The organism is Streptomyces sp. NPDC033177, assembly GCF_055577715.1.
Window position 1 is genome coordinate 371,697 of sequence record NZ_JBVIPS010000003.1, and the last position, 20,974, is coordinate 392,670.

A 20,974-nucleotide genomic window follows, 5' to 3' on the forward strand; every position below is an offset into this window, starting at 1 on the left:
GTACTCAGGTCGACAGCAGGCGGGCCGCACGCATCTGCAGATAGCGCGTCTCGGGGATGCTCAGCGTACGCTTGGCCGCCAACTGGTAGGCGGCGAGGGCCGCTTCCGTCTCGCCCGCCCGCTCCAGGAGATGGGCGCGCACGGCATCGAGCCGGTGATGACCCGCCAACCGGTCCTCCAGCGAAGCCACTTCGGCGAGGCCGGCGCGTGGCCCGTGCACCATGGCGAAGGCCACGGCCCGGCTGAGTTCGGCCATGGGTTCGGGGGCGCGGCGTACGAGGAGGTCGTAGAGAGCGAGGATCTGCGGCCAGTCGGTGTCGTCGGCGCGCGCGGCCTCGTCGTGCAGCGCGGCGATCGCCGCCTGCAACTGGTAGGCGCCCGCCGGGCCTTGGGACAGGGCCTTCTCGACCAGACCGGAACCTTCCTCGATCGCGCGCCGGTCCCAGCGCGAGCGGTCCTGCTCGTCGAGCGGGATGAGCTCTCCGTGCGGGCCGGTACGGGCCGCGCTGCGGGCCTCGGTGAGCAGCATCAGCGCGAGCAGCCCGGTCACCGCGCCCTCGTCGGGCAGCAGCGTGCGCACGGACCGGGTGAGCCGGATCGCCTCCCGCGCCAGATCCGAGCGGTGCAGGGCGCTGCCGGAGGTCGCCGTGTACCCCTCGTTGAAGATCAGGTAGAGCACCTGGAGCACCACCGCTAGCCGCTGGTCACGGTCCGCAGGGCCCGGCTGCCGGAACGGCTCGCCCTTGACCTTCGCCTTCGCCCTGCTGATGCGCTGCGCCATCGTCGCCTCGGGCACGAGATGCGCACGGGCGATCTCGGCCGTGGTCAGCCCGCCGACCGCACGCAGTGTGAGGGCGACCTGCGCGGCCGGGCTCAGCGCCGGATGGCAGCACAGGAAGAGCAGGGTCAGGGTGTCGTCGTCGGACGGCGCGCGGCTCTCGCCCGGCGGGGGCGCCGTGAAGGTGTCCCGGGGCGACAGCTGGGCCGCCTCCTCCTCGCGCCTGCGCCGGGCCTCGTCACTGCGCAGCTGATCCATGAGCCGCCGCGACGCGACCCTGATCAGCCAGCCGCGGGGATTCTCGGGAACGCCCTGCTCGGGCCACTGCCGCGCCGCGGCGAGCAGCGCCTCCTGCACGGCGTCCTCGGCCTCGCCGAAGTGCCCGTACCGGCGCACGAGCGCGCCGAGGACCTGCGGCGCGTGCAGGCGCAGCAGGTCCTCGACCGCAACCGTGCTGTTCAGGACGCGTCGTCCGGGCCGCCCATGATGGGGCGGATCACCACGGGGTAGTTCGGGGCGCCCTCGGGAATCGGGCACTGCTGGATGCGGTTGGCGATCTCGGTGACGCGGTCCAGGCTCTCGCACTCCAGGACCCAGTAACCGGCGAGGACTTCCTTCGTCTCGCCGTAGGGACCGTCCGTGATGACCGGGCGGCCCTCCTTGTCCACGTCGACCAGGCGGGTCCGGGCGGGTTCGGCCAGACCCTGCCCGTCGACGATCTCGCCGGACTCGGCCAGATCGTCGTTGAGCGCGCCCATGAAGGCGAACATCGCCTGCAGGTCCTTCTCGCTCCACGCCGGGCTCGTCGCGTTGGCCTTGCCGCTCTGCGCCTCGTAGTCCGCCTGCGTGCCCTGCACCATCACCAGGTACTTCATGACGTCTCTCCTCGACTGTGCGGTGGTCACCCCTTGTGGGCAACTCTCACAGGGGACGTCGGGGCCGGCCACCTGTTCTCGACATTACGCCGGAAGAAACCTCGTGACTTCTTGAGAGAGCCGCCCGGCCCGCGCCCACCAGCACGTTTCGGTGGCCCCCGAACCGACGCGCGGCTACGGTCCCGCCATGACGTACGCACAGCGAGCCGAGCAGTTCCGCGCCCTGCACCGCACCGGTGCCCCCCTGTTGCTGCCCAACGCCTGGGACCACGCCTCCGCCGCGGCCCTCGCCCACGGCGGCTTCCCGGCGATCGGCACCACGAGCCTGGGCGTGGCGGCCGCCGCCGGCAAGGCGGACGCCACCGGTGGCACCCGGGAGGAGACCCTGAGCCTGGCCCGCGGCCTGGCAAGACTGCCCGCCCTGGTCACCGTGGACATCGAGGGCGGCTTCAGCGACCGGCCGGGGGAGGTCGCGGCGCTCGCGGCGGAACTCGCGGGGGCGGGTGTCGTGGGCGTGAACATCGAGGACGGCCGCCCGGACGGGACGCTGACCGACACCGTGCTGCAGTGCGAGCTGATCCGCGCGGTCAAGGAGGCGGCCCCCGACCTGTTCATCAACGCGCGCACGGACACGTACTGGCTGCGCGCCGGGGGAGCGGGCGAGACCGAGCGCCGGGCCGCCGACTACCAACTGGCGGGAGCCGACGGCCTGTTCGTCCCCGGGCTGCAGGACGAGAAGGTCATCACGGGACTGGTCGAAGGCGTGGTCGGCATGCCGCTCAACATCCTCTTCGCACCCGGATCCCTGACCTACGAGCGCCTCGCGGAGCTCGGCGTGCGCCGGGTGAGCAGCGGCTCGCTGCTCTTCCGTGCGGCGCTGCACGGAGCCGTCGAGGCGGCGCGCGCGATCGCCCGCGGCGGGGCCGTGCCACAGGACCTGCCCTCGTACGCGGACGCCCAGGCGCTCTCGGCGGCTTACGGCGATGAGGTGTAGGGCGGCCCGTCGGCGTCGGACCCGTCGGGCCTCTCGCCTCCGCCGTCCCGGGATCCGCGTCCGTCGCGCTTCTCGTCCCCGTGGCCCGGCCACCACGCCTTGTGCCCGATCAGTGCCGTCAGCGCGGGCGTGAAGATCATCGCCATGACGAAGGCGGCGATGAGGATGCCGAAGGAGAGGGAGAAGCCCATCTGGGAGAGCGTCGAGTTGCCCGCGAGCATCAGCGTCGCGAACGTGCCCGCCAGGATCACGCCCGCCGAGCCGATCGTCGGGCCCGAGTGGCGCACCGCCGTGCCCGCCGCGTCGTGCGGGGTCCGGCCCTCGCGGGCCTCCTCGCGCAGCCGCGACACCATGAGGATGTTGTAGTCCGTGCCGAGGGCGACCACGAACAAGTACATGATCACGGGCAGCATGAACATCAGCCCGGGCTGGCTGCCGATCTGCTGGAAGAGCAGCGAGGTCGCGCCCAGGGTCGCGCCGAAGCCGAGCGCGACCGACAGCATCAGGTACCAGGGCGCCACCAGGCTCCGCAGGAGCAGGCCGAGGATGACCATGATGGCGAGGGCGGCCACGGGGAAGACCACCGAGTAGTCGCGGTCCACGGCCTTGTTGATGTCGACGTACACCGCGGTGGTGCCGCCGACGAGTGCTTCGGTGCCGGCCGGGGCGTCCTCGTGGGCGACCGGGCGCAGGCGGTCCTTGACGGTCTCCAGGGCCTGGTCGGAGGCGGGCGGATCCGCGAGCACCACGGAGAACGACGCCGTGCCGCCGTCCTTGCTCAGCCGGGGCGGGGACACCTCGCCCACGCCGTCGACCTTGTCCAGCTGCCCTCGGAAGGCGGCCGTCCGCGCTGCGGGGAGCGAGCCGTCGTCCGTCGAGGTGAGGTAGACGAAGGTGGGGTCGGTGGTGCCCGCGGGGAAGCCCTTCTGGAGGTCCTTCAGGGCGACCATCGACTCCTTGTCCTTGGGCAGCGAGGAGCCCGCCAGGTCGAAGTTGGCCCGGTAGCCGAGGGCGCCGAGCGTGAGAGCGCCCATGAACAGCGCCGACACCAGCGCCCAGATCGCGGGCTTACGGGCGATGGAGGCGCCGAGCCGTGCGAACCCGGTGCCCTGCGGCTCCCGCTGCCACGACTTCGAGGGCCAGAACACCTTGGTGCCGAGCAGCGAGACGACGGCGGGGACCAGGGTGAGCCCGGCGAGCAGCGTCACGAAGACCGCGATGGCCAGGGCAGGACCCATGGACTGCAGCATGCCGAGCGAGGAGAGCGTGAGGGCGGCGAACGCGACGATGACGGCGCCCGCCGCCGAGGTGATCGCCTCGCCGACCCGCTCGACGGCGTGCACCATGGCGCCCTTGGGTTCCTCGCCCGCCCGCAGAGCCTCTCGGTAGCGGAAGAGCAGGAACAGGATGTAGTCGGTGCCGACGCCGAACAGGACGACGGTCAGGAGTTCCTGGATGGAGGAGTCGGCCTTCATGTCGAAGGCCTTGTTCGCGGAGGCGATGAGGCCGGTCGCCATCGGCGAGATGAGACCGATCAGGACCACGGGGAGCAGCGCGATGATCGGGCTCCGGAAGATCACCAGGAGCAGCACGATGATGATCACGATCGTGCCCACGCCGACGAGCAGTCCGGCCCGCTCCGATGCGTCGCTCTCGTCCAGGGCCTGGGCGGCGGAACCGGTGATCCCGGCCGAGAGGTCCGTGCCCTTCAGCTCGGGCCTGAGGTCGGAGCGCAGCTCCTCGACCGCGTCCTGCTGTGCGGTGTCCTCGGGGTTGGTGATCTTCGGCATCGCGACGACCGACGTCTGCACGAGCCTGTTGGGCGAGACCGCGCCCGGCACGACCGCCTGCACCTCGGGGATCTTCTTGGCCTGCAGATCCTTGGAGACGCGGGTGATGTCCGCGGAGTCGGCCGCCGTCAGCTTTCCGCCGTCGGAACGCTGGAAGACGATGATCGCGCCGACGTTCTGCTGTTTGGGAAACTCCGATTCCTGCACGTCCGCCGCGCGAATGGACTCGTAGTGGTCCGGGAGGAAGCTCGCCTCGTCGCTGCTGGAGGTGAGTTTGGGCGCCAGGGAGATCACGGCGCCGGCCACCACGACCCACGCCAGGATGATCCACCACGGGCGACGGACCACGAATCGGCCCAGGCCAGAGAACATCGGCTGCTGCCTCTCCCTCGCCCCCGAGGCGTAACGGCACGTTCTGACCAAGGATCTTCCGGACCGGGCGGCCCCGCCACTTGAGCCGTTCGGCGCAAGGGCGGGGCCGCCCCGGAGTCCGGGCGGGGATCAGAAGGCATCCCGCCCCGCGGTCCGGACGGGGATCAGAAGTTGATCATGTGCCCGGCCAGGCCGTGCACCGCTTCCTTGACCGCCTCGCCGAGCGTCGGGTGCGCGTGCACATTGCGGGAGACCTCGTGCACGGTCAGGTCCCACTGCTGGGCCAGGGTCAGCTCGGGCAGGAGCTCGGTGACGTCCGGGCCGATCAGGTGGGCGCCGATGATCTCGCCGTACCGCGCATCGCTGATGATCTTGACGAAGCCGACGGTGTCGCCGAGGCCGTGCGCCTTGCCGTTCGCCATGAACGGGAACTTGGCGACCTTGACGTCGAACCCCTTCTCCTTGGCCTGCGCCTCGGTCCAGCCGAAGCTGGCGATCTGCGGCTGGGAGTAGGTGGCGCGCGGGATCATCGGGTAGTCGAGTTCCATCGTCTCGGCGCCCGCGAGGGTCTCGGCGGCCACGACACCCATCGCCTCGGCGGTGTGCGCGAGCATCAGCTTCGCGGTGACATCACCGATGGCGTAGATGTGCGGCACGTTCGTCCGTCCGCGCCCGTCGATGTCGATGGCGCCGCGCTCGGTCAGCGCCACGCCCGCCGCCTCCAGGCCGAAGCCCGTGACGTTCGGCGCGAAGCCGATCGCCTGGAGGACCTTGTCCGCCTCCAGGACCTCCTGCTTGCCGTCCTTGCCCGTCACCGTGACCTTGACCTTGGCACCGGACTCGTCGATCGACTCGACGCGGGTCGAGGTCTTCACGTCGATGCCGAGCTTGCGGTACTGCTTGGCCAGCTCCGTGGAGACGTCCGCGTCCTCCAGCGGCGCGATGCGGTCGAGGAACTCGACGATCGTGACCTTCACGCCGTAGTTGTGCAGGACGTAGGCGAACTCGATGCCGATGGCGCCCGCGCCCGCGATCACGATGGACTCCGGCACGGAGTCGGCGAGGATCTGCTCCTCGTACGTCACGACCCGCTCGGAGCGCTGCGTGCCGGGCAGCAGCTTCGGCGTCGCGCCCGTGGCGATGATGCAGTTCTCGAACGTGATCGTGTCCGTGGAGCCGTCCGACTTGGCGACCTGGAGCGTGTTCGCGTCGAGGAACGTGCCACGGCCGTAGAACTCGGTGATCTTGTTCTTCTTCATCAGGAAGTGGACGCCCTTGACGCGGCCGTCCGCGACCGTGCGGCTGCGGTTGAACGCCTCGCCGTAGTCGAAGGACACGTTCCCGTCGACCTTGATGCCGTACGTCTTCTGCTCGTGCGTGAACAGATGGGCCAGCTCGGCATTGCGCAGCAGCGCCTTGGTCGGGATGCAGCCGACGTTCAGGCAGACACCTCCCCAGTACTTCTCCTCGACGACCGCTACCCGCTTGCCCAGCTGGGCGGCGCGGATGGCGGCCACATAGCCGCCGGGTCCTGCTCCGAGCACGACGACGTCGAAGCGGTCTTCCATGGGGAGGTCCTCTCTGGTGGTACGTGTCCGGTGGCACGTATCCGGTGGTGGGTGACTCGCGCACGTCCGATCATGCGTCATCCGGCCGCCCCGCGGGCGGTCGGGTGTCCGATGTCATGCCACCCGTTCTGGCCCGTCTCCCCAACCACCCCTGAGGGCACGCCCGTTGGCGGTCTGTCCCAGGTTCACCCGGTCGTGAGTCACGGGATAGTGTCGCCGTGACGGAGCAGAACGCATGTCCCTTCGGGAGAGGTGGAGAACGCGCTGTGGCGGCAGACGACCAAGCCGAGTTGATGTCCATTCCCTTCGACGTGCCGACATCGGCGCGCGCCTACGGCTGGATGCTCGGCGGCAAGGACAACTACGCGGTCGACCGTGAGTTCCTGCTGCGGACGCTGCCCGACTTCCCCGAGTGCGTCGACATCGCCCGCCAGAACCGCGAGTTCCTGTTCCGTGTCGTGCGCCACCTCACCGAGGCCGGCATCCGCCAGTTCATCGACATGGGCTGCGGTCTGCCGACCGACGACAACGTCCACCAGGTCGCCCGGCGCTTCGCACCCGACACCCGCGTCGTCTACGTGGACGTCGACCCGATCGTCCTCGCGCACGGCAGGGCGCTGCTCGCCGACGACTCCACCACCGCCGTCGTCCACGGCGACATGCGTGACCAGGACGCGATCCTGAATCACCCCGACGTCGTCCGGCTGATCGACTTCGACGAGCCGGTCGCCGTGCTCTTCCTCTCCGTGGTGCACCACCTCACCGACGCCGATGACCCCCGCCACGTGCTGCGCACGCTCATCGACAAGGCGGCGCCCGGCAGTTATCTCGGCCTCTCGCAGGTCGTCGCCGACGATCCCGCCCGCGGCGCCGCGATGAGCGCGCACATCTCCGGCGGCGGCGTCCCGTGGCAGACCCGCACCCCGGCCGAGGTCGACACCCTCCTGGACGGCCTCGACCCGGTCGAGCCCGGCCTGGTGAACCTGGTCGACTGGCGCCCCGACGCCGGCCAGCCCCCGCTGGCACCGGTCCACGAGGACCTGGCCCCTTATGTGGGTGCCACCGAGCAGAACAAGGGGATCTACGAGTACGGGGGTTTGCTCCGCAAGGCATAGCCATACACAATGGTGTGCATGATCCAGCACCTGACCGCCGCCGTGAGGACCTTCCAGGTCCCGTGGCGCTGTGGGTGCGAGCGATCGGGTCGCTAGCTGCCCGGGGATTCGTCTCCAGCCGTCCGGGGTTGTTGCTCCGTGACGCCGCCCGCTCACTCACAACTGAAGGATCACCATGGCCGTGGTTTCCCCTGCCGTCTCACCTGCCTCTCCCGCCTCCACCGGCTCTCCCACGCTCCGTGACGCCCGCGTACCCGCCGACGGCATGTACGAAGGCCGTCGCACCCTGCGCCGCGTCCCCGAGGGCTGGGAGGAGCGCCCGTACGAACTGATTGACGTCGTCCCCCAGGGCCGTCTCATCGGCGCCGAGATCCGCGGCGTCGACCTCGCTCAGCCGCTGACGCCCGCGCTGCGCGAGGAGCTCAACCGCGCCCTCCTGGAGTGGAAGGTGCTCTTCTTCCGCGGCGCCGGGATCACCTCCGAGCAGCAGCGCGCCTTCGCCCTGAACTGGGGCGAGTTGGAGACCAACCCGCTGCTCGCGCGCGGTTCGGCCGACGACGTCGTCCGCTTCGACAAGGGCGGCAGCGCGACACCCACGTACGAGAACGTCTGGCACGCCGACGTCACCTTCCGCGAACGCCCCGCGCTCGGCGCGGTCCTGCAGCTGCGCGAGGTGCCCCCGGTGGGCGGCGACACGATGTGGGCGGACATGGCCGCCGCGTACGACAACCTCCCCGACGAGGTGAAGGCCCGCATCGAGGACGCCCACGCGGTGCACGACTTCATTCCCGGCTTCGTCCGTTTCTACGGCCCCGAGAAGCTGATCCCGCTCCAGGAGCAGTTCCCGCCGGTCACCCACCCCGTGGTGCGCAGGCACCCGGAGACCGGCCGGAAGATGCTCTTCGTGAACACCTCCTTCACCACGCACATCGTGGGCATGGAGCGGGCCGAGAGTGACCGGCTGCTGAGCTACCTCGTGCGGCAGGCGCAGGTCCCGGAGTACCAGGTGCGGTTCCACTGGCAGGCCGGTGACGTCGCCTTCTGGGACAACCGCTCCACCCAGCACTACGCCGTCGACGACTACGCCCCGCACCGCCGCGTGGCCGAACGCGTCGCGATCGCGGGCGACCGCCCGTACTGAGCTACCTCTCGGAAGGAACCTGATTCCTGATGACAGCCGCAGCGCGCTTCCCGTTGACGCCCGAGCCGATCCACGTCCCCGACGCGGTGCTCGACGACCTCAGGGCGCGGCTGCGGCTGACGAGGTGGCCCGACGACGTGGGCAACGACGACGGCTACTACGGCGTCCGCCGCGGCTACCTCCAGGAGTTGGCCGAGTACTGGCTCGACGGCTACGACTGGCGCAAGGCCGAGGCGGCCATCAACGCCTATGAGCATTACCGGGTGCGGGTCGACGGTGTGCCCGTGCATTTCATGCGCAGGCCCGGCGTCGGCCCCGCCCCCACCCCGCTGATCCTCACGCACGGCTGGCCCTGGACCTTCTGGCACTGGTCCAAGGTCGTCGACCGGCTCGCCGACCCCGCCGCGTTTGATGGTGACCCGGCCGACGCGTTCGACGTCATCGTGCCCTCGCTGCCCGGCTTCGGTTTCTCGTCGCCGCTGCCGGACCACCCCGACATGAACTTCTGGAAGGTCGCCGACCTCTGGCACACCTTGATGACCGAGACGCTCGGCCACGAGATGTACGCCGCCGCGGGGTGTGACGTCGGCGCCCTCGTCACCGGCCAGCTCGGCCACAAGTACGCGGACGAACTGCACGGCATCCACATCGGCTCCGGCCAGAAACTCACCATGTTCAACGGCGACCGGGGCTGGGACCTCAGCGGCGGTCAGCCGTTCCCGGAAGGTCTGCCCGAGCCCGCGCACCGCCAACTGCTGTCCCTGGAGAAGCGCTTCGCCGCGCACCTGGCCGTGCACGTCCTCGGGCCGAGCACCCTCTCCTTCGGGCTGAGCGACTCACCGGTGGGCCTGCTTGCCTGGATCCTGGAGCGCTGGGACAGGTGGAGCGACAACGGAGGCGACGTGGAGAGCGTCTTCTCGAAGGACGACCTCCTCACCCACGCCATGATCTTCTGGGTGAACAACACCATCGGTACGTCGGTGCGCTACTACGCCAACAACAACCGCTACCCCTGGACGCCCTCGCACGACCGGCAGCCGGCCGTCGAGGCCCCCACCGGCATCACCTTCGTCGCCCACGAGAACCCGCCCGGTGTCACCACCCCCGAGCAGCGCGTCGAGAGCTGGCTCGCCGGTGACCGGGCCGACTGGTACCACCACGTGAACCTCACCGCGCACGAGCGCGGCGGTCACTTCATCCCGTGGGAGCTGCCCGACGGCTGGGTGAGCGACCTGCGCCGCACGTTCCGCGGCCGACGCTGAGCGAGGCGCGCACGGTGGCCTCGCTCAACGCCCAAGCGTTCGCTGCCACTTGACCTCGCCGTCCTGCCACTCGTCCGTGGGGGTGAGCCCCGCGGCGGTGGCGACGGCGGCCGATGCCCGGTGGTCCGGGTGGACGTGGGCGATGATGGCGTGCACGGCCGGGTTCTCGGCCAGCCGGCCGACGAGGGCGCGGGCCGCTTCCACGGCGATGCCCCGCCCCTGCCAGGGAGTTCCCACCACCCAGGCGATCTCGGCGACCAGCTCGCCACCGGCGTCGGCGGGCACCACCGTCGCCTGCACGGTCCCGACGAGGCACTCCTCGTCCCGCAGCCGCAGCACCCAGTTGCACCAGGAGACCGCGGGGTCGGGGGACCCGGCGGTCATCCGCCGGTAGCGGGCACGCAGCGCCTGCGGATCGTCGGGAGAGCCACCGATGAAGGTGTGCAGGGCGGGATCGGAGAGCGCCAGGGCCATCTCGTCGGCGTGCTCGACCCGGAGGGGTACGAGGACGAGGCGGGCGGTGCTGATCTCCTGGGCGTGGACCGTGGGCATGCGTCAGCCTAACCGCGGGGCCGGCCCCTGCTGCCGGCGGCCCAGCAGGAACGCCCGCTCGGCCGCGTTCTCGGTGCGGGTGAGGGCGGCATCGTACGCGGCGTTCGCCTCGTCGGTGCGGCCCAGGCGCCGGAGCAGGTCGGCGCGGACGGCGTGGAAGACGTGGTAACCGTCGAGGCCCAGCTCGTCGACGAGGGTCAACGCCTCGGCGGGGCCCTTGACTTCGGCGACGGCCACCGCGCGGTTGAGGGCCGCGACCGGGCTCGGGGCGACGGCCAGGAGCTGGTCGTACAGCTGCAGGATCTGGCCCCAGTCCGTGGCGGCCGCGGTCGTCGCGTCGCTGTGCACGGCGTTGATCGCGGCCTGGATCTGGTACGGCCCCGGTCGGCCGCGGCGCAGGCAGCGGCGGACGAGTTCCTGGCCCTCGGCGATCAGGGCGCGGTCCCATCGTCCGCGGTCCTGGTCGGCGAGGAGGACGAGCCCGCCGTCGGCGGTGGTCCTGGCCGGCCGCCGCGACTCGGAGAGCAGCATCAGCGCGAGCAGCCCCAGGGCCTCCGGCTCGTCGGGCATCAGCTCGGTCAGGAGCCGTCCCAGGCGGATGGCTTCCGCGCAGAGGTCGTCGCGGACGAGCGTGTCGCCCGCGCTGGCCGTGTGCCCTTCGTTGAAGACGAGGTAGACGACGGCCAGGACCGCGCGAAGCCGTTCCGGCAGATCCGCGTCGCTGGGAATCCGGTACGGGATGTGCGCGTCGCGGATCTTGCCCTTGGCCCGCACGATCCGCTGGGCCATCGTCGGCTCCGGCACCAGGAAGGCGCGGGCGATCTCCGTGGTGGTGAGACCGCCCAGGAGGCGCAGCGTGAGGGCCACCCGGGCCGCGGGGGCGAGCGCCGGATGGCAGCAGGTGAAGATCAGACGCAGTCGGTCGTCGCGCACGGGTCCCTCCCAGGCCGGTGGCTCGTGGGCGTGCAGCAGGGCGGCCTGCGCGTGCCGGTCCTCGCGGGACGCCTCGCGGCGCAGGCGGTCGATCGCTCGGTTGCGGGCGGTGGTGATGATCCAGCCCGCCGGGCTCGGCGGCAGACCGGTGGAGGGCCACCGCTGCGCCGCCGTGGTGAACGCCTCCTGGACCGCCTCCTCGGCGATGTCGATGTCGCCGAAGACGCGGACCAGTACGGCCACCGCGCGCCCGTACTCCGCACGGAAGACCTGCTCGATGACCTCCGATGTGACCTCCGGGGGACCCGAGGTCACTAGCAGGTTCCGGACTGCAGCGGCCTGACCTCGACGGGCAGGGTGATGGCGCGGGCCACCTTGGCGCCCCAGGCGAGCGCCTCGTCCAGATCGGCCGCCCGGATGACGGTGAAGCCGCCCAGGTGCTCCTTGCCCTCGACGTACGGGCCGTCGGTCGTGAGCACCTCGCTGCCCTTCAGGCGCAGCACGGTCGCCGTGCTCGGCGGGAAGAGGCCCCCGGCGAACACCCAGGCGCCCGCCTCCCTGAGCTCGGCGTTCACCGCCTCGACGTCACGCATGATCGGCTCGAGGATCTCCGGCTCCGGCACGCCGCCGTCGGGCTGGTAGACGCTGATCAAGTACTGGTTCATGGCTGTCTCTCCCGCGGAGTGGCGGATCACCCTGGCCGGCCGCTGCCGGCCTCTCACTGTCCATACGAACGGCGATCGGCCGGATCGACATGCCGGGAGAAAACTTTCCGGCGACATTTCGTGAGTGGATTCTCAGCGATCGGTGATGACCGCGTCGAGGTGCCGCAGCGCCGCCGTCACCCGCGCCGGATCGTCGAAGAACGGGTCGTCGGGGACGGGCAGCGACCCCGCGAGCGCGATCCCGCGGCCCCGCGGGTCCGTGTCGATGAGCGGGTCGCGGTCCGCTTCGCGGCCGGCGTCGAGGTCCCGCGTGGCGTGACGGTCTTCGGGTCCGCCTGCTCTGTCACGTGGGCAACTCCCTGCCATGGCAAGCGCCTTGGACGTCGCTGGGGCGTCGTCCAAGGCGCGGTCGTGAAGGACGAGGCCTCATCCCACCGTCAGGGGCGAGGTCGCGTCCACCCAATTACCGTCAGGTGCGCGGCAGGTGGCGGCTCAGAACGTGAAGGCGGCGCCTTCCGCGAGGCTCGCCCGCATCTCGCAGCCGTTGCCGAAGGTCTGGCTCCACGAGACGCGCTTGCCCTGCCACACACCGTCGACGGTGACCACGACGGGCTGCCACTCCTTCGTGCAGAACGCGGCGGGTGAGGTGCTGACCAGCTGGGCGAACTCGCCGTTCACGGAGCGCAGTTCGGCGCAGGCGGCGGAGGCCGAGGGGTGGGTACCCGAGGCCTTGGGCGCGCAGTTCAGCGTCACGGCGCGTTGCATGGTCGCGGTGTCCGCCTCCTCGCCCTGGCCGACGGCGAGGACCAGTGACGAGGGCGCGTGGAGGCCGGCGTCGGCCGCCTTGGGCTGCGCCTGTGCCGTGCCAGAGGTTCCGGACATCACGCAGGCGGCCACGACAGCGGTGGCGCCCACCGTCTTGAGGAAGAAACGCACGTCAACTCTCCTTTGATGCGGGTGTGGTCCTGGTTGCTGACGGGAGTCTTGCCGGTGCGGAGAGTGAGCACCAAATGCATGGTCGATTTCCGGATGCATGTGTCCGCTGAGCGGTTGACGGACGACTGTTCGGGCAGCTCAGGGCGGGCGGCAAGCGTGTGAGGAGAGGCCTCGCGCGTGTCCAACATATGGACCGGAAGCGATGGTGCAAGCAAGAACAACTGCCTGACCTGCGAGGACAGTTGATTTGATTTTCTACCGGAATCGAGGGTCGACCGGAAAGCATCGGTGCTAAGGGTGCTGAGGCTACGGGACGCGGTGCGTGGCGACCGTGCGGCGACCGCGCCCCGACCGACCTCAGCCCAGCCTGACCGTGATCCGCTGCGTGGCCCCCTTCGTGCCGCTGAGATCCCCGAAGGTCAGCTTCAGGGACGCCCCCGTCGCCGCCGAGGTGACCGTGACGGGCTTGGCCGTCACCGCGGCCACGGCGCGGCTCCAGGTCAGCGTCAAAGAGGTCTGCGCGCGCATCGGGTCGCTGACGCAGATGACCGCGGTGCCGTCGCTCTTCTCGCTGATCTGCACGGAGCAGGGGGCGCTCGCGGTGAGTTTGCCGACCGTGCCGCCGAACCAGAAGTTGACCCCGGTGAAGCCGAGCGAGGGGACGGAAACGCCCTGCTGGTTGTCGGAGTTGGCAAGGATCTGGAGCCATCCGGTGGCCGCCGACCGGGTCGCCGTCTGCGCCGCGCCCGCGCCCGGCATCAGGACGTAGGCGTACGTGCCGTTCGTCGGGGCGGTGCCGTGGTCGACGTACATCGTGAGGTACTTGCGGGCGATCGCGGTCGTCGCGCCGCCCTTGTTGATGTCGCTCCACCTGCCGGTGCGCTCCTCGCGCAGCGCCTTCACCGTCGCGCCGCCGGGGAAGACGTAGCCGCCGTGGCCTCCGATGTGCGCCCACTTGGCGCCGGTGAGCGTCGCCGACCAGGGGGACGCGGCCGGCTTGGCGGCGCCGTCCACCTGGAAGGAGGTGGTGCCCGTCGGGCCGAGGTTGCGGTTCTCGACGGTTGTCTCGACCGCCGCGCCGTCCGTGCAGGCGATGCCCGCGCCCAGGCAGACGATCGCGTCGTCCAGGCAGAACCACGACTTCTTCGCACGCAGGGTGCTCTGCAGGCCCTTCAAGTACTGGCCGATGGCGGCGCGTTGCCCGTCACTGGCCCCGCCCACCCACTTCACGTCCGGCAGGGACGCGCCCCAGTCGCCGCCCGCCGCATCCGCGAGCGCCTTGCGGGAGGCCGTGATGCCGGGCAGCCGGTACGGGTCGACGGTGGGCCAGAAGGCGTCGCTGTACTGCCCGTTGGCGTAGCTGTCGCCCCACCAATAGAGCATGCCGGAGCCGGTGTGCCAGCCGCGCAGATTCTCGCCGTTGCCCGTCTCGTAGTACGTGATGCGGGGGTCGGCCATGCTGATCGACGCGGCCCAGCCGGGGCGCCGGTGCGTGGCGCGCGCCATGTTGGGGAAGAGGCGGTGGCCGGTGGGCTCGGCAAGGGCGGTCACCGACGCGTCGTCCTCGACGCCCTGCAGCCGGGCCAGACTTGTCAGACCGAGCGAGGAGTCGCTCAGCGGCGGGCTGTAGTAGTCGCGCCGCATCCAGCCCTTGACCAGGCCGCGCCAGCGCGCGTTCTCGGCGGTGCCGGCGCCCTGACCGAGAAGCACCACGGCCGCCATGATGGGGTGGCCGCGCCGGTGGTCGTCCGCCTGGATCTTCTTGGTGTCGGACGCGGAGAGGCCGCGGCTGATGGCGCGCCCCGCCACTCCGTCCATGACGAGGCCGTTGTAGATAAACGGCGCCCACGCCTTCTCCACGGCGTCGAAGACGATCTGCTTCTTGGTGTCCGTGACCTCCCAACTGGAGCCCCGCAGCAACGAGAAGAGCATGCCGAGGCCGCCCAGCATCACCGATCCGTACGAGCCCGTGTAGGGCACGGTGGTGTGCTGGATGAACGAGCCGTCGGTGTAGAGGCCGTCGCCGGTCGTCACGTAAGGGAAGACGGGGGAGAGCGCGTCCCTGGCCAGCGCGATCTTCGCGGCACTGGCGCCGACGACCCCGCGCAGCGCGAGCACCCGGCACAGGTCGACACGATTGGCTCCGGTGCTCGTCCCGGTGTAGCTGCCCACCGCGGAGTCGGGCACGAAGTGGTCCACGGCCTTGCAGTAGTCGGCCACCTGGGTCGCCGACAGGTGGTCGTACATCAGCACGCAGACGTCGAGGAGGGCCTGCGGGGCGCCTATCTGCCAGCTGTACCAATTGCCGAAGGGTGCCTGATTCTCGTTGTAGACCTCGACGTAGAGATGATCGAGGCCCTGGAGGATGCCGGCCCTGAGGCTCGCGTCGCCGATCAGGCCCGTGCCTTCCTGCCGGTAGGCCTGGGCCATGATGCTGAGCCTGCTGTAACCGGTTACCACGTTGGCGGAGTATCCGTACGACTCCTGGTCGGTGTCCGGATCGGGGTCGGCGTACGAGAGGTCCGGCCACAGAGAGCCCGTGGCGGGGGCCATGGAGTCGCGCAGTTCCCGCGCGGTGGCGCCGAGTTCGGCGAGGCGGCTCTTGAAGGGCTCGGCCCCCGGGGAGAAGTCCTCGCCGAGAAGCAGGGTGCGCCACCTGGTGCGCAGCGCCTCGTAGGCGTCCGCTCGCTCCGTCGCTGCCGCCTCGTCGGCGGGGAGTCCCGAGGCCGTCAGGGCGAGCGCGGAGCCACCGGTGGTGAGCAGGAAAGCGCGGCGTGACCAAGGAGAGTGCATGGGTTCTCCGATGGTGAGGGGAAGGTGCGGCGGAGGAGGCGCGCGGGCCGCGAGAAGAGCAAGCGCTTTCTAGCATGGGTCCGGGCCACTGCTCAATGGGTCGCGCAACGCGCTGTAGCGTCAGGGGCATGAGCGATCACGCAGTGGTGGATGTGGGCGACGTACGCCTGGCCTATCGGACCTGGGGCGACTCGTACGGAGCGCCCGTCGTGCTGCTGCACGGGCTCGGCGGTTCCTCGGCGGGCTGGGAGAAGGTCGGGCAGGCGCTCGGCGAGGAGTGGCGGGTGTACGCGCTCGATCTGCGCGGGCACGGGGAGAGCGACTGGCCGGACGAGTACACGGTCGAGCTGATGCGGGACGACGTGCTCGGCTTCCTCGATGAGCTCTCCCTCGACCGGGTGGGCGTCGTGGGCCACTCCATGGGCGGGGTCGTGGCCTACCTGCTCGCCCAGGAGCACCCGGACCGCGTCGAGCGCCTCGTCCTGGAGGAGACGCCGCCGCCCTACCCGCGCGACTGGGTCGAGGCCCCGCGCCCCGACGAGGCCATCGACTTCGACTGGCCCGTGTCTCCCGCGGTCCGCGCGCAGATCTTCGACCCCGACCCGGAGTGGGCCGAACGCCTGGCCGAGATCGTCGCGCCGACGCTGATCGTGGCGGGCGGCCCGGACAGCAGCATGCCGCAGGAACGCATCCCCGACATGGCCGCCGCGATCCCCGACTCCCGGGTGATCTCGATCCCGGTCGGTCACCAGGTGCACGAGCAGAGCCCGCAGCAGTTCGCGGAGCAGGTCAGCGAGTTCTTCACCAGCTGACCGGGTGGGGCGGTCCCGGAGGCGGGCGCGGTGCGCTACACCGGCCGGGGCCGTGACTGGTGGAGGCGCGTGTAGTAACGGCCCTCCGCCTCCAGGCCCGTGGGATCGTCACCGGCCTTGAGCACCTGGTCCACCGCGCTGCTCATCTCGGCGATGTCGGTGAACATCCGCTGCGGATACGTCCGTTCGGGATCGGTGTCGGTGGCCAGACCGTGCGCGTCCAGGGTCGCGAGGATCTCCCCGAAAGGCACCGTACGCAGGACGAACGCGCTCACCCACACCGGGATGCGGGTCGCGTCGAGGAGCACGTCGAAGGTGCGATGGGTGATGTACCCGATGCCTCCGGTGACCGTGATCAGGCCGACGCGCCCCATGGCGTCGCGCAGCCCCGCGCTGGGCGGGTGGCGCTCGAGGTTCTCGGCGTGGGCCTCGTCGAGCAGCCCCACCTCCAGGGCGTAGCGCGTGGCGTTGCCGGCGGTGTCGAGACCGATCACCGGGACGGCGCCGGTGCGCCGCCGCGTGGCGTAGAACTCCTTGTCGGCCTCGACGAGCTCCCCCCGGGTCAGGGCCGCGGTCTCGGCGCCGGTGTAGTGCGCGTACAGGTCGGCGAGCGTGAGGTCGTGATTGAGCAGCGCCGCGTTGATCCCGTAGGAGCAGCAGAGGTCGAGGACCGTGACGGGGAGACGGGTGCCGCGCACCGCCGAGCGCTGGGCGAGCGTGCGCCGGAAGACGCCCTGAGCCTGCTGCGGTATCTCGTACCGCAAGGGGGCAAGCGTGCGGAAGTACGCGCGGGGGTCAGGCTGGTCGTAGATGTCGTCGAACCGGGTCTTGCCCGCCGCGGTGGTGGTCCGGGCACCGGTCATGAGGCATGCCTCCTGCTCGTGCTCATGCCCGTGCCGCCTCCGGTCGTCCCGGTTCCGGGGCCGCCGCCGTGGCCGGTGGTGCGGTCGGCGGCGCCTGCGACTGCTGGGCCTTCTCCAGGAAGCGCAGGAGCTCCACGGGGAAGGGCAGGACGAGGGTCGAGTTCTTCTCGGCGGCGACGGCCACCACGGTCTGCAGCAACCGCAGTTGGAGCGCCGCGGGCTCCTCCGCCATCTGATGTGCGGCCTCGGCGAGCTTCTTGGAGGCCTGCAGCTCGGCGTCCGCGTTGATCACGCGGGCCCGCCGCTCGCGGTCGGCCTCGGCCTGCCGGGCCATGGAGCGCTTCATGGTCTCGGGGAGCGACACGTCCTTGATCTCGACCCGGTCGATCTGTACGCCCCAGCCCATGGCGGGGGAGTCGATCATCAACTCAAGGCCTTGGTTGAGTTTCTCGCGGTTGGAGAGCAGATCGTCCAGATCGCTCTTGCCGATGATCGAACGCAGCGACGTCTGCGCCATCTGCGAGACCGCGAAGCGGTAGTCCTCGACCTTGATCACCGCGTCCGCCGCGTCGATCACCTTGAAGTAGATGACCGCGTCCACGCGCACGGTCACGTTGTCCCGGGTGATGCCGTCCTGCGCCGGGACCGGCATCGTCACGATCTGCATGTTCACCTTGTTCAGGCGGTCGACACCAGGAACGATCATGGTGAATCCCGGCTGGCGGACCTCCTCCCGCAGCCGCCCGAGGCGGAACACCACGCCGCGCTCGTACTGCTTGACCACACGGGCCGCCGATGCCATGTACATGAACCCGGCAGCCGCGACCGCGGCACCTGCCGTGAGCAGCTCTTCGACCATGACGACCCCCCTTCTTCCGAGTCGCCCGTCTCCATACCAAGATATGCCCCGGTTTGTCCGGGGTCGAGCCCCGGCCGCCCCGCCGCTGACTAGGGTGGGGACGGTGTTCACCTCCCAGGGACCCACACTCCGCGAACTGGCCGTGCAGGCTCTCTCCTCCATCGAGGACGGCTACGACCTGCTGGCCCCGAAGTTCGACCACACCCCTTTCCGTACGCCCGACCGGATGCTGCACGCCGTCGCGGACACGCTGGGGCGCCTCGGGCCGTTCGACGCCGGGCTCGATGTCTGCTGCGGCACCGGCGCGGGCGTCGAGACGCTGCTGCCGCTGTGCCGGGAGCGGGTCACCGGCGTCGACTTCAGCTCGGGGATGCTGACCGAGGCACGGGCGGCCGTGGTCCCGCGCCACGGCGGGCCCGCCGTGGACTGGGTGCGGGCCGACGCCCGTGCCCTGCCCTTCGTCGACGTCTTCGACCTGGCGGTCAGCTTCGGGGCGTTCGGGCACTTCCTGCCCGCCGAGCGGCCGAAGCTGTTCGCGGAGGTCTGCGGGGCGCTGCGGCCCGGCGGGGTCTTCGCCTTCCCGATCGGCGCGCCACCGCCCCTGACCTCACCGCTGTACTGGGCGCTGCTCGGCTTCGACGGGATGATGCGGGTGCGGAACCTGCTGTGGCGTCCGCCGTTCGTCATGTACTACAGGACCTTCCCGCTGCGGGGTGTGCTCGAGGACCTGCTCCGGACCGGCTTCACGATGCGGCTGCACCCGCTGGAGGAGTTCGGGCGCCGCGCCGACGGCAGCCCCCACTGGTGCCTCGTCGAGGCGCGCAAGGTCTGAACGGCTGAGCGGCCCCTGACGGCGGTGGCGGGCGTTACTGGAACGCCCTGCGATACGCCTGCGGGCTGACTCCGGCGACCCGCTTGAAGCGGTCGCGGAACGCGGTGGGCGAACCGAAGCCGACCTGGACGGCGATGCGCTCGACGGAGTGCCCCGTCGATTCGAGCAGATGCTGGGCCTGCCGGATGCGGGCGCGGTGCAGCCACTGCAGCGGTGTGCTGCCCGTCTGCTCCCGGAAGCGGCGCAGCAGCGTACGGGTGCTCATGCCCGCCCGGCCCGCGATGTCCTCCAGGGTGAGCTCACGGCCGGCGTTCTCCTCCAGCCAGCGCAGGAGCGGCTCGAGCTCGGAGCCCTGCGGTGTGGGCGGAGCCTCCGGGACGATGAACTGGGCCTGGCCGCCCTCGCGTTCCAGGGGCATCACCGAGAGCCGGGCGGCGTCCGCCGCGACGGCTGAGCCGTAGTCCCTGCGGATCAGGTGCAGACACAGGTCGAGCCCGGCGGCGGCGCCGGCGGAGGTCAGGATCTGCCCGTTGTCGACGTAGAGCACGTCCGGGTCGACGTCGATGTCGGGATGGCGTGCGGCGAGTTCGGCCGCGGCCGCCCAGTGCGTGGTGGCGCGCAGCCCGGAGAGCAGACCGGCCGCGGCGAGCGTGAAGGTTCCGGCGCAGATCGAGGCGATCCGTGTCCCGTCGGCGGCAGCGTCCCGCAGCGCGTCGAGTGCCGCGTCGGGGAGGGGCCGGGACAGGTCGGCGCTGCCGGGCACGATGATCGTGTCCGCGTCCGCGAGCCCCTCCAGGCCCCACGGAGCCCGGAGGGTGAACAGGCCGGCGTCGATCTCGGGCGCGGCGGCGCAGACACGCACCCGGTAGCCGGGCCGACCGCCGGGCAACCGGGTGCGCCCGAAGACCTCGATGGGGGTGGACAGGTCGAACGGGATGACGGTGTCCAGCGCCAGGACGGCCACGGTATGCATGGCGGCAACGTACGTCAGAGTCGGGATCCCGCCAAGCGGATGCACCGGCGTGGATGGCTCTTCCCCGCCCATGAACTGGCCTGGCATCCGATGGCGGTATCTCTGCGAAGCCTGTCACTAATGCCACTGTTCGCCGGGCGGGGACGCTGACTAATCTCGGCGGGCGGGTCCCGGTCGGGGCCGTGTGACCATCCCCGTTCTTCGAATCCCGAGGGCCCGTCGTGACCAAGTTCTTCCTGACGCTGCATGTGCTGGCCGCCATCCTCACGGTCGGCCCGGTCACCGTCGCCGCCAGCATGTTCCCCGCGGCCCTGCGGCGCGCCCAGGCCGACCCGCGGGACGCGGGGGCCCTCGCCTCGCTGCGGCTGCTGCAGCGCATCTGCTCGGTCTACGCGTTCGTCGGCGTCGCCGTCCCCGTCACCGGGCTGGTGACCGCGCAGAGCCTGGGCGTGCTCGGCAGCGCCTGGCTGATCGCCTCGATCATCCTCACGATGGCGGCGGCCGTGGTGCTCATCGTCCTCGTCCTGCCGTGCCAGGAGGCGGCGCTCGAAGCGGTGGCAGGAGCAGGGCAGGGTGGTGCGGACGCGGACGGTCATGCGGGCGGCCAACTCGCCGAGGGAGCGGGCGTGGTGGCCGTGGGGGAGCGCACCAGTTCTCAACTCGCCATGTACACAGGCATTTTCAACCTTCTCTGGGCCACCGTCACTGTCCTCATGATCATCAGGCCGGGTTCCACGACCGGCGCCTGATCCCGCCCTTCAACCGACAACCTCGTGCGGTGACCCAGAGGGACTGGAGCTTCAACCGTGAAGCCGGGGGCACACGGACTTCCGTCAACTCTGACCGGGCTGCATGGAAGGA

General features: G+C 70.6%; 20 protein-coding genes. 7 read left to right on the top strand and 13 right to left on the bottom strand.

Annotation, left to right across the window (positions count from 1 at the left end):
- Positions 1–4 precede the first annotated feature (4 nt).
- Together ACZ5U5_RS12885 and ACZ5U5_RS12890 are read right to left on the bottom strand one after the other, a co-directional pair.
- Positions 5–1,240: an RNA polymerase sigma factor gene (locus ACZ5U5_RS12885; protein ID WP_469020851.1), complete on the bottom strand. Its 1,236-nt coding sequence runs from the start codon at positions 1,238–1,240 to the stop codon at positions 5–7.
- Complete coding sequence (locus ACZ5U5_RS12890; RefSeq protein WP_469020059.1) at positions 1,237–1,653, bottom strand: YciI family protein; 417 nt, start codon at positions 1,651–1,653, stop codon at positions 1,237–1,239. Before ACZ5U5_RS12890 ends, ACZ5U5_RS12885 begins: the two co-directional genes overlap by 4 nt.
- Positions 1,654–1,840: 187 nt before the next feature.
- Here ACZ5U5_RS12890 and ACZ5U5_RS12895 point away from each other — a divergent pair, with 187 nt between their 5' ends.
- Positions 1,841–2,647 carry an isocitrate lyase/PEP mutase family protein gene (locus ACZ5U5_RS12895; protein WP_469020060.1) on the top strand — a complete coding sequence of 269 codons (807 nt, stop codon included), beginning with the start codon at positions 1,841–1,843 and terminating at the stop codon, positions 2,645–2,647.
- Here the strand turns inward: ACZ5U5_RS12895 and ACZ5U5_RS12900 are convergent.
- Both ACZ5U5_RS12900 and lpdA read right to left on the bottom strand, forming a co-directional pair.
- Complete coding sequence (locus ACZ5U5_RS12900) at positions 2,629–4,809, bottom strand: MMPL family transporter (protein ID WP_469020062.1); 2,181 nt, start codon at positions 4,807–4,809, stop codon at positions 2,629–2,631. The genes ACZ5U5_RS12895 and ACZ5U5_RS12900 overlap by 19 nt on opposite strands.
- A 164-nt stretch (positions 4,810–4,973) precedes the next feature.
- The gene (gene lpdA / locus ACZ5U5_RS12905; protein WP_469020065.1) at positions 4,974–6,377 is read right to left on the bottom strand and encodes a dihydrolipoyl dehydrogenase; all 1,404 of its coding nucleotides are present in this window, start codon (positions 6,375–6,377) and stop codon (positions 4,974–4,976) included.
- Between the two features lie 266 nt (positions 6,378–6,643).
- Here lpdA and ACZ5U5_RS12910 point away from each other — a divergent pair, with 266 nt between their 5' ends.
- From ACZ5U5_RS12910 to ACZ5U5_RS12920, 3 genes are all read left to right on the top strand, one after another.
- Positions 6,644–7,492, top strand: a complete 849-nt coding sequence (locus ACZ5U5_RS12910; protein ID WP_469020066.1) for an SAM-dependent methyltransferase — start codon at positions 6,644–6,646, stop codon at positions 7,490–7,492.
- 265 nt (positions 7,493–7,757) lie between these two features.
- Positions 7,758–8,633 carry a TauD/TfdA dioxygenase family protein gene (locus ACZ5U5_RS12915; protein ID WP_453635965.1) on the top strand — a complete coding sequence of 292 codons (876 nt, stop codon included), beginning with the start codon at positions 7,758–7,760 and terminating at the stop codon, positions 8,631–8,633.
- A 29-nt stretch (positions 8,634–8,662) separates the two neighbouring features.
- Positions 8,663–9,895, top strand: coding sequence for an epoxide hydrolase family protein (locus ACZ5U5_RS12920; RefSeq protein ID WP_469020068.1), 1,233 nt, complete (start codon positions 8,663–8,665; stop codon positions 9,893–9,895).
- A gap of 24 nt (positions 9,896–9,919) precedes the next feature.
- Here ACZ5U5_RS12920 and ACZ5U5_RS12925 read toward each other — a convergent pair whose 3' ends face one another.
- From ACZ5U5_RS12925 to ACZ5U5_RS12950, 6 genes are all read right to left on the bottom strand, one after another.
- Positions 9,920–10,447, bottom strand: coding sequence for a GNAT family N-acetyltransferase (locus ACZ5U5_RS12925; protein WP_469020071.1), 528 nt, complete (start codon positions 10,445–10,447; stop codon positions 9,920–9,922).
- A 3-nt stretch (positions 10,448–10,450) separates the two neighbouring features.
- Positions 10,451–11,695, bottom strand: coding sequence for an RNA polymerase sigma factor (locus tag ACZ5U5_RS12930; RefSeq protein WP_469020073.1), 1,245 nt, complete (start codon positions 11,693–11,695; stop codon positions 10,451–10,453).
- Positions 11,695–12,045 carry a YciI family protein gene (locus ACZ5U5_RS12935; RefSeq protein WP_469020075.1) on the bottom strand — a complete coding sequence of 117 codons (351 nt, stop codon included), beginning with the start codon at positions 12,043–12,045 and terminating at the stop codon, positions 11,695–11,697. The genes ACZ5U5_RS12930 and ACZ5U5_RS12935 overlap by 1 nt, the downstream gene beginning before the upstream one ends.
- Before the next feature lie 132 nt (positions 12,046–12,177).
- Entirely contained in the window at positions 12,178–12,411 is a 234-nt protein-coding gene (locus ACZ5U5_RS12940) for a hypothetical protein (RefSeq protein WP_469020077.1), read from the bottom strand.
- 126 nt (positions 12,412–12,537) lie between these two features.
- Entirely contained in the window at positions 12,538–12,981 is a 444-nt protein-coding gene (locus ACZ5U5_RS12945) for a subtilase-type protease inhibitor (RefSeq protein ID WP_469020079.1), read from the bottom strand.
- Positions 12,982–13,338: 357 nt separating this feature from the next.
- Positions 13,339–15,774: a polysaccharide lyase 8 family protein gene (locus ACZ5U5_RS12950; protein ID WP_469020081.1), complete on the bottom strand. Its 2,436-nt coding sequence runs from the start codon at positions 15,772–15,774 to the stop codon at positions 13,339–13,341.
- Between the two features lie 128 nt (positions 15,775–15,902).
- On the opposite strand from ACZ5U5_RS12950, the gene ACZ5U5_RS12955 reads away from it, so the two are divergent.
- Positions 15,903–16,586, top strand: a complete 684-nt coding sequence (locus tag ACZ5U5_RS12955) for an alpha/beta fold hydrolase (RefSeq protein ID WP_469020084.1) — start codon at positions 15,903–15,905, stop codon at positions 16,584–16,586.
- Between the two features lie 35 nt (positions 16,587–16,621).
- Here ACZ5U5_RS12955 and ACZ5U5_RS12960 read toward each other — a convergent pair whose 3' ends face one another.
- Together ACZ5U5_RS12960 and ACZ5U5_RS12965 are read right to left on the bottom strand one after the other, a co-directional pair.
- On the bottom strand, positions 16,622–17,449 hold the full coding sequence (locus ACZ5U5_RS12960) for a hypothetical protein (RefSeq protein WP_469020085.1): 828 nt from the start codon (positions 17,447–17,449) through the stop codon (positions 16,622–16,624).
- Between the two features lie 22 nt (positions 17,450–17,471).
- Positions 17,472–18,308 carry a slipin family protein gene (locus ACZ5U5_RS12965; protein WP_469020088.1) on the bottom strand — a complete coding sequence of 279 codons (837 nt, stop codon included), beginning with the start codon at positions 18,306–18,308 and terminating at the stop codon, positions 17,472–17,474.
- 103 nt (positions 18,309–18,411) lie between these two features.
- Between ACZ5U5_RS12965 and ACZ5U5_RS12970 the strand changes: the two genes are divergently transcribed.
- The gene (locus ACZ5U5_RS12970) at positions 18,412–19,140 is read left to right on the top strand and encodes a class I SAM-dependent methyltransferase (RefSeq protein ID WP_469020090.1); all 729 of its coding nucleotides are present in this window, start codon (positions 18,412–18,414) and stop codon (positions 19,138–19,140) included.
- A 34-nt stretch (positions 19,141–19,174) separates the two neighbouring features.
- On the opposite strand, the gene ACZ5U5_RS12975 is transcribed toward ACZ5U5_RS12970, so the two are convergent.
- Positions 19,175–20,113: a GlxA family transcriptional regulator gene (locus ACZ5U5_RS12975; protein ID WP_469020092.1), complete on the bottom strand. Its 939-nt coding sequence runs from the start codon at positions 20,111–20,113 to the stop codon at positions 19,175–19,177.
- Between the two features lie 221 nt (positions 20,114–20,334).
- On the opposite strand from ACZ5U5_RS12975, the gene ACZ5U5_RS12980 reads away from it, so the two are divergent.
- The gene (locus tag ACZ5U5_RS12980; protein WP_469020095.1) at positions 20,335–20,862 is read left to right on the top strand and encodes a hypothetical protein; all 528 of its coding nucleotides are present in this window, start codon (positions 20,335–20,337) and stop codon (positions 20,860–20,862) included.
- Positions 20,863–20,974: the final 112 nt, after the last annotated feature.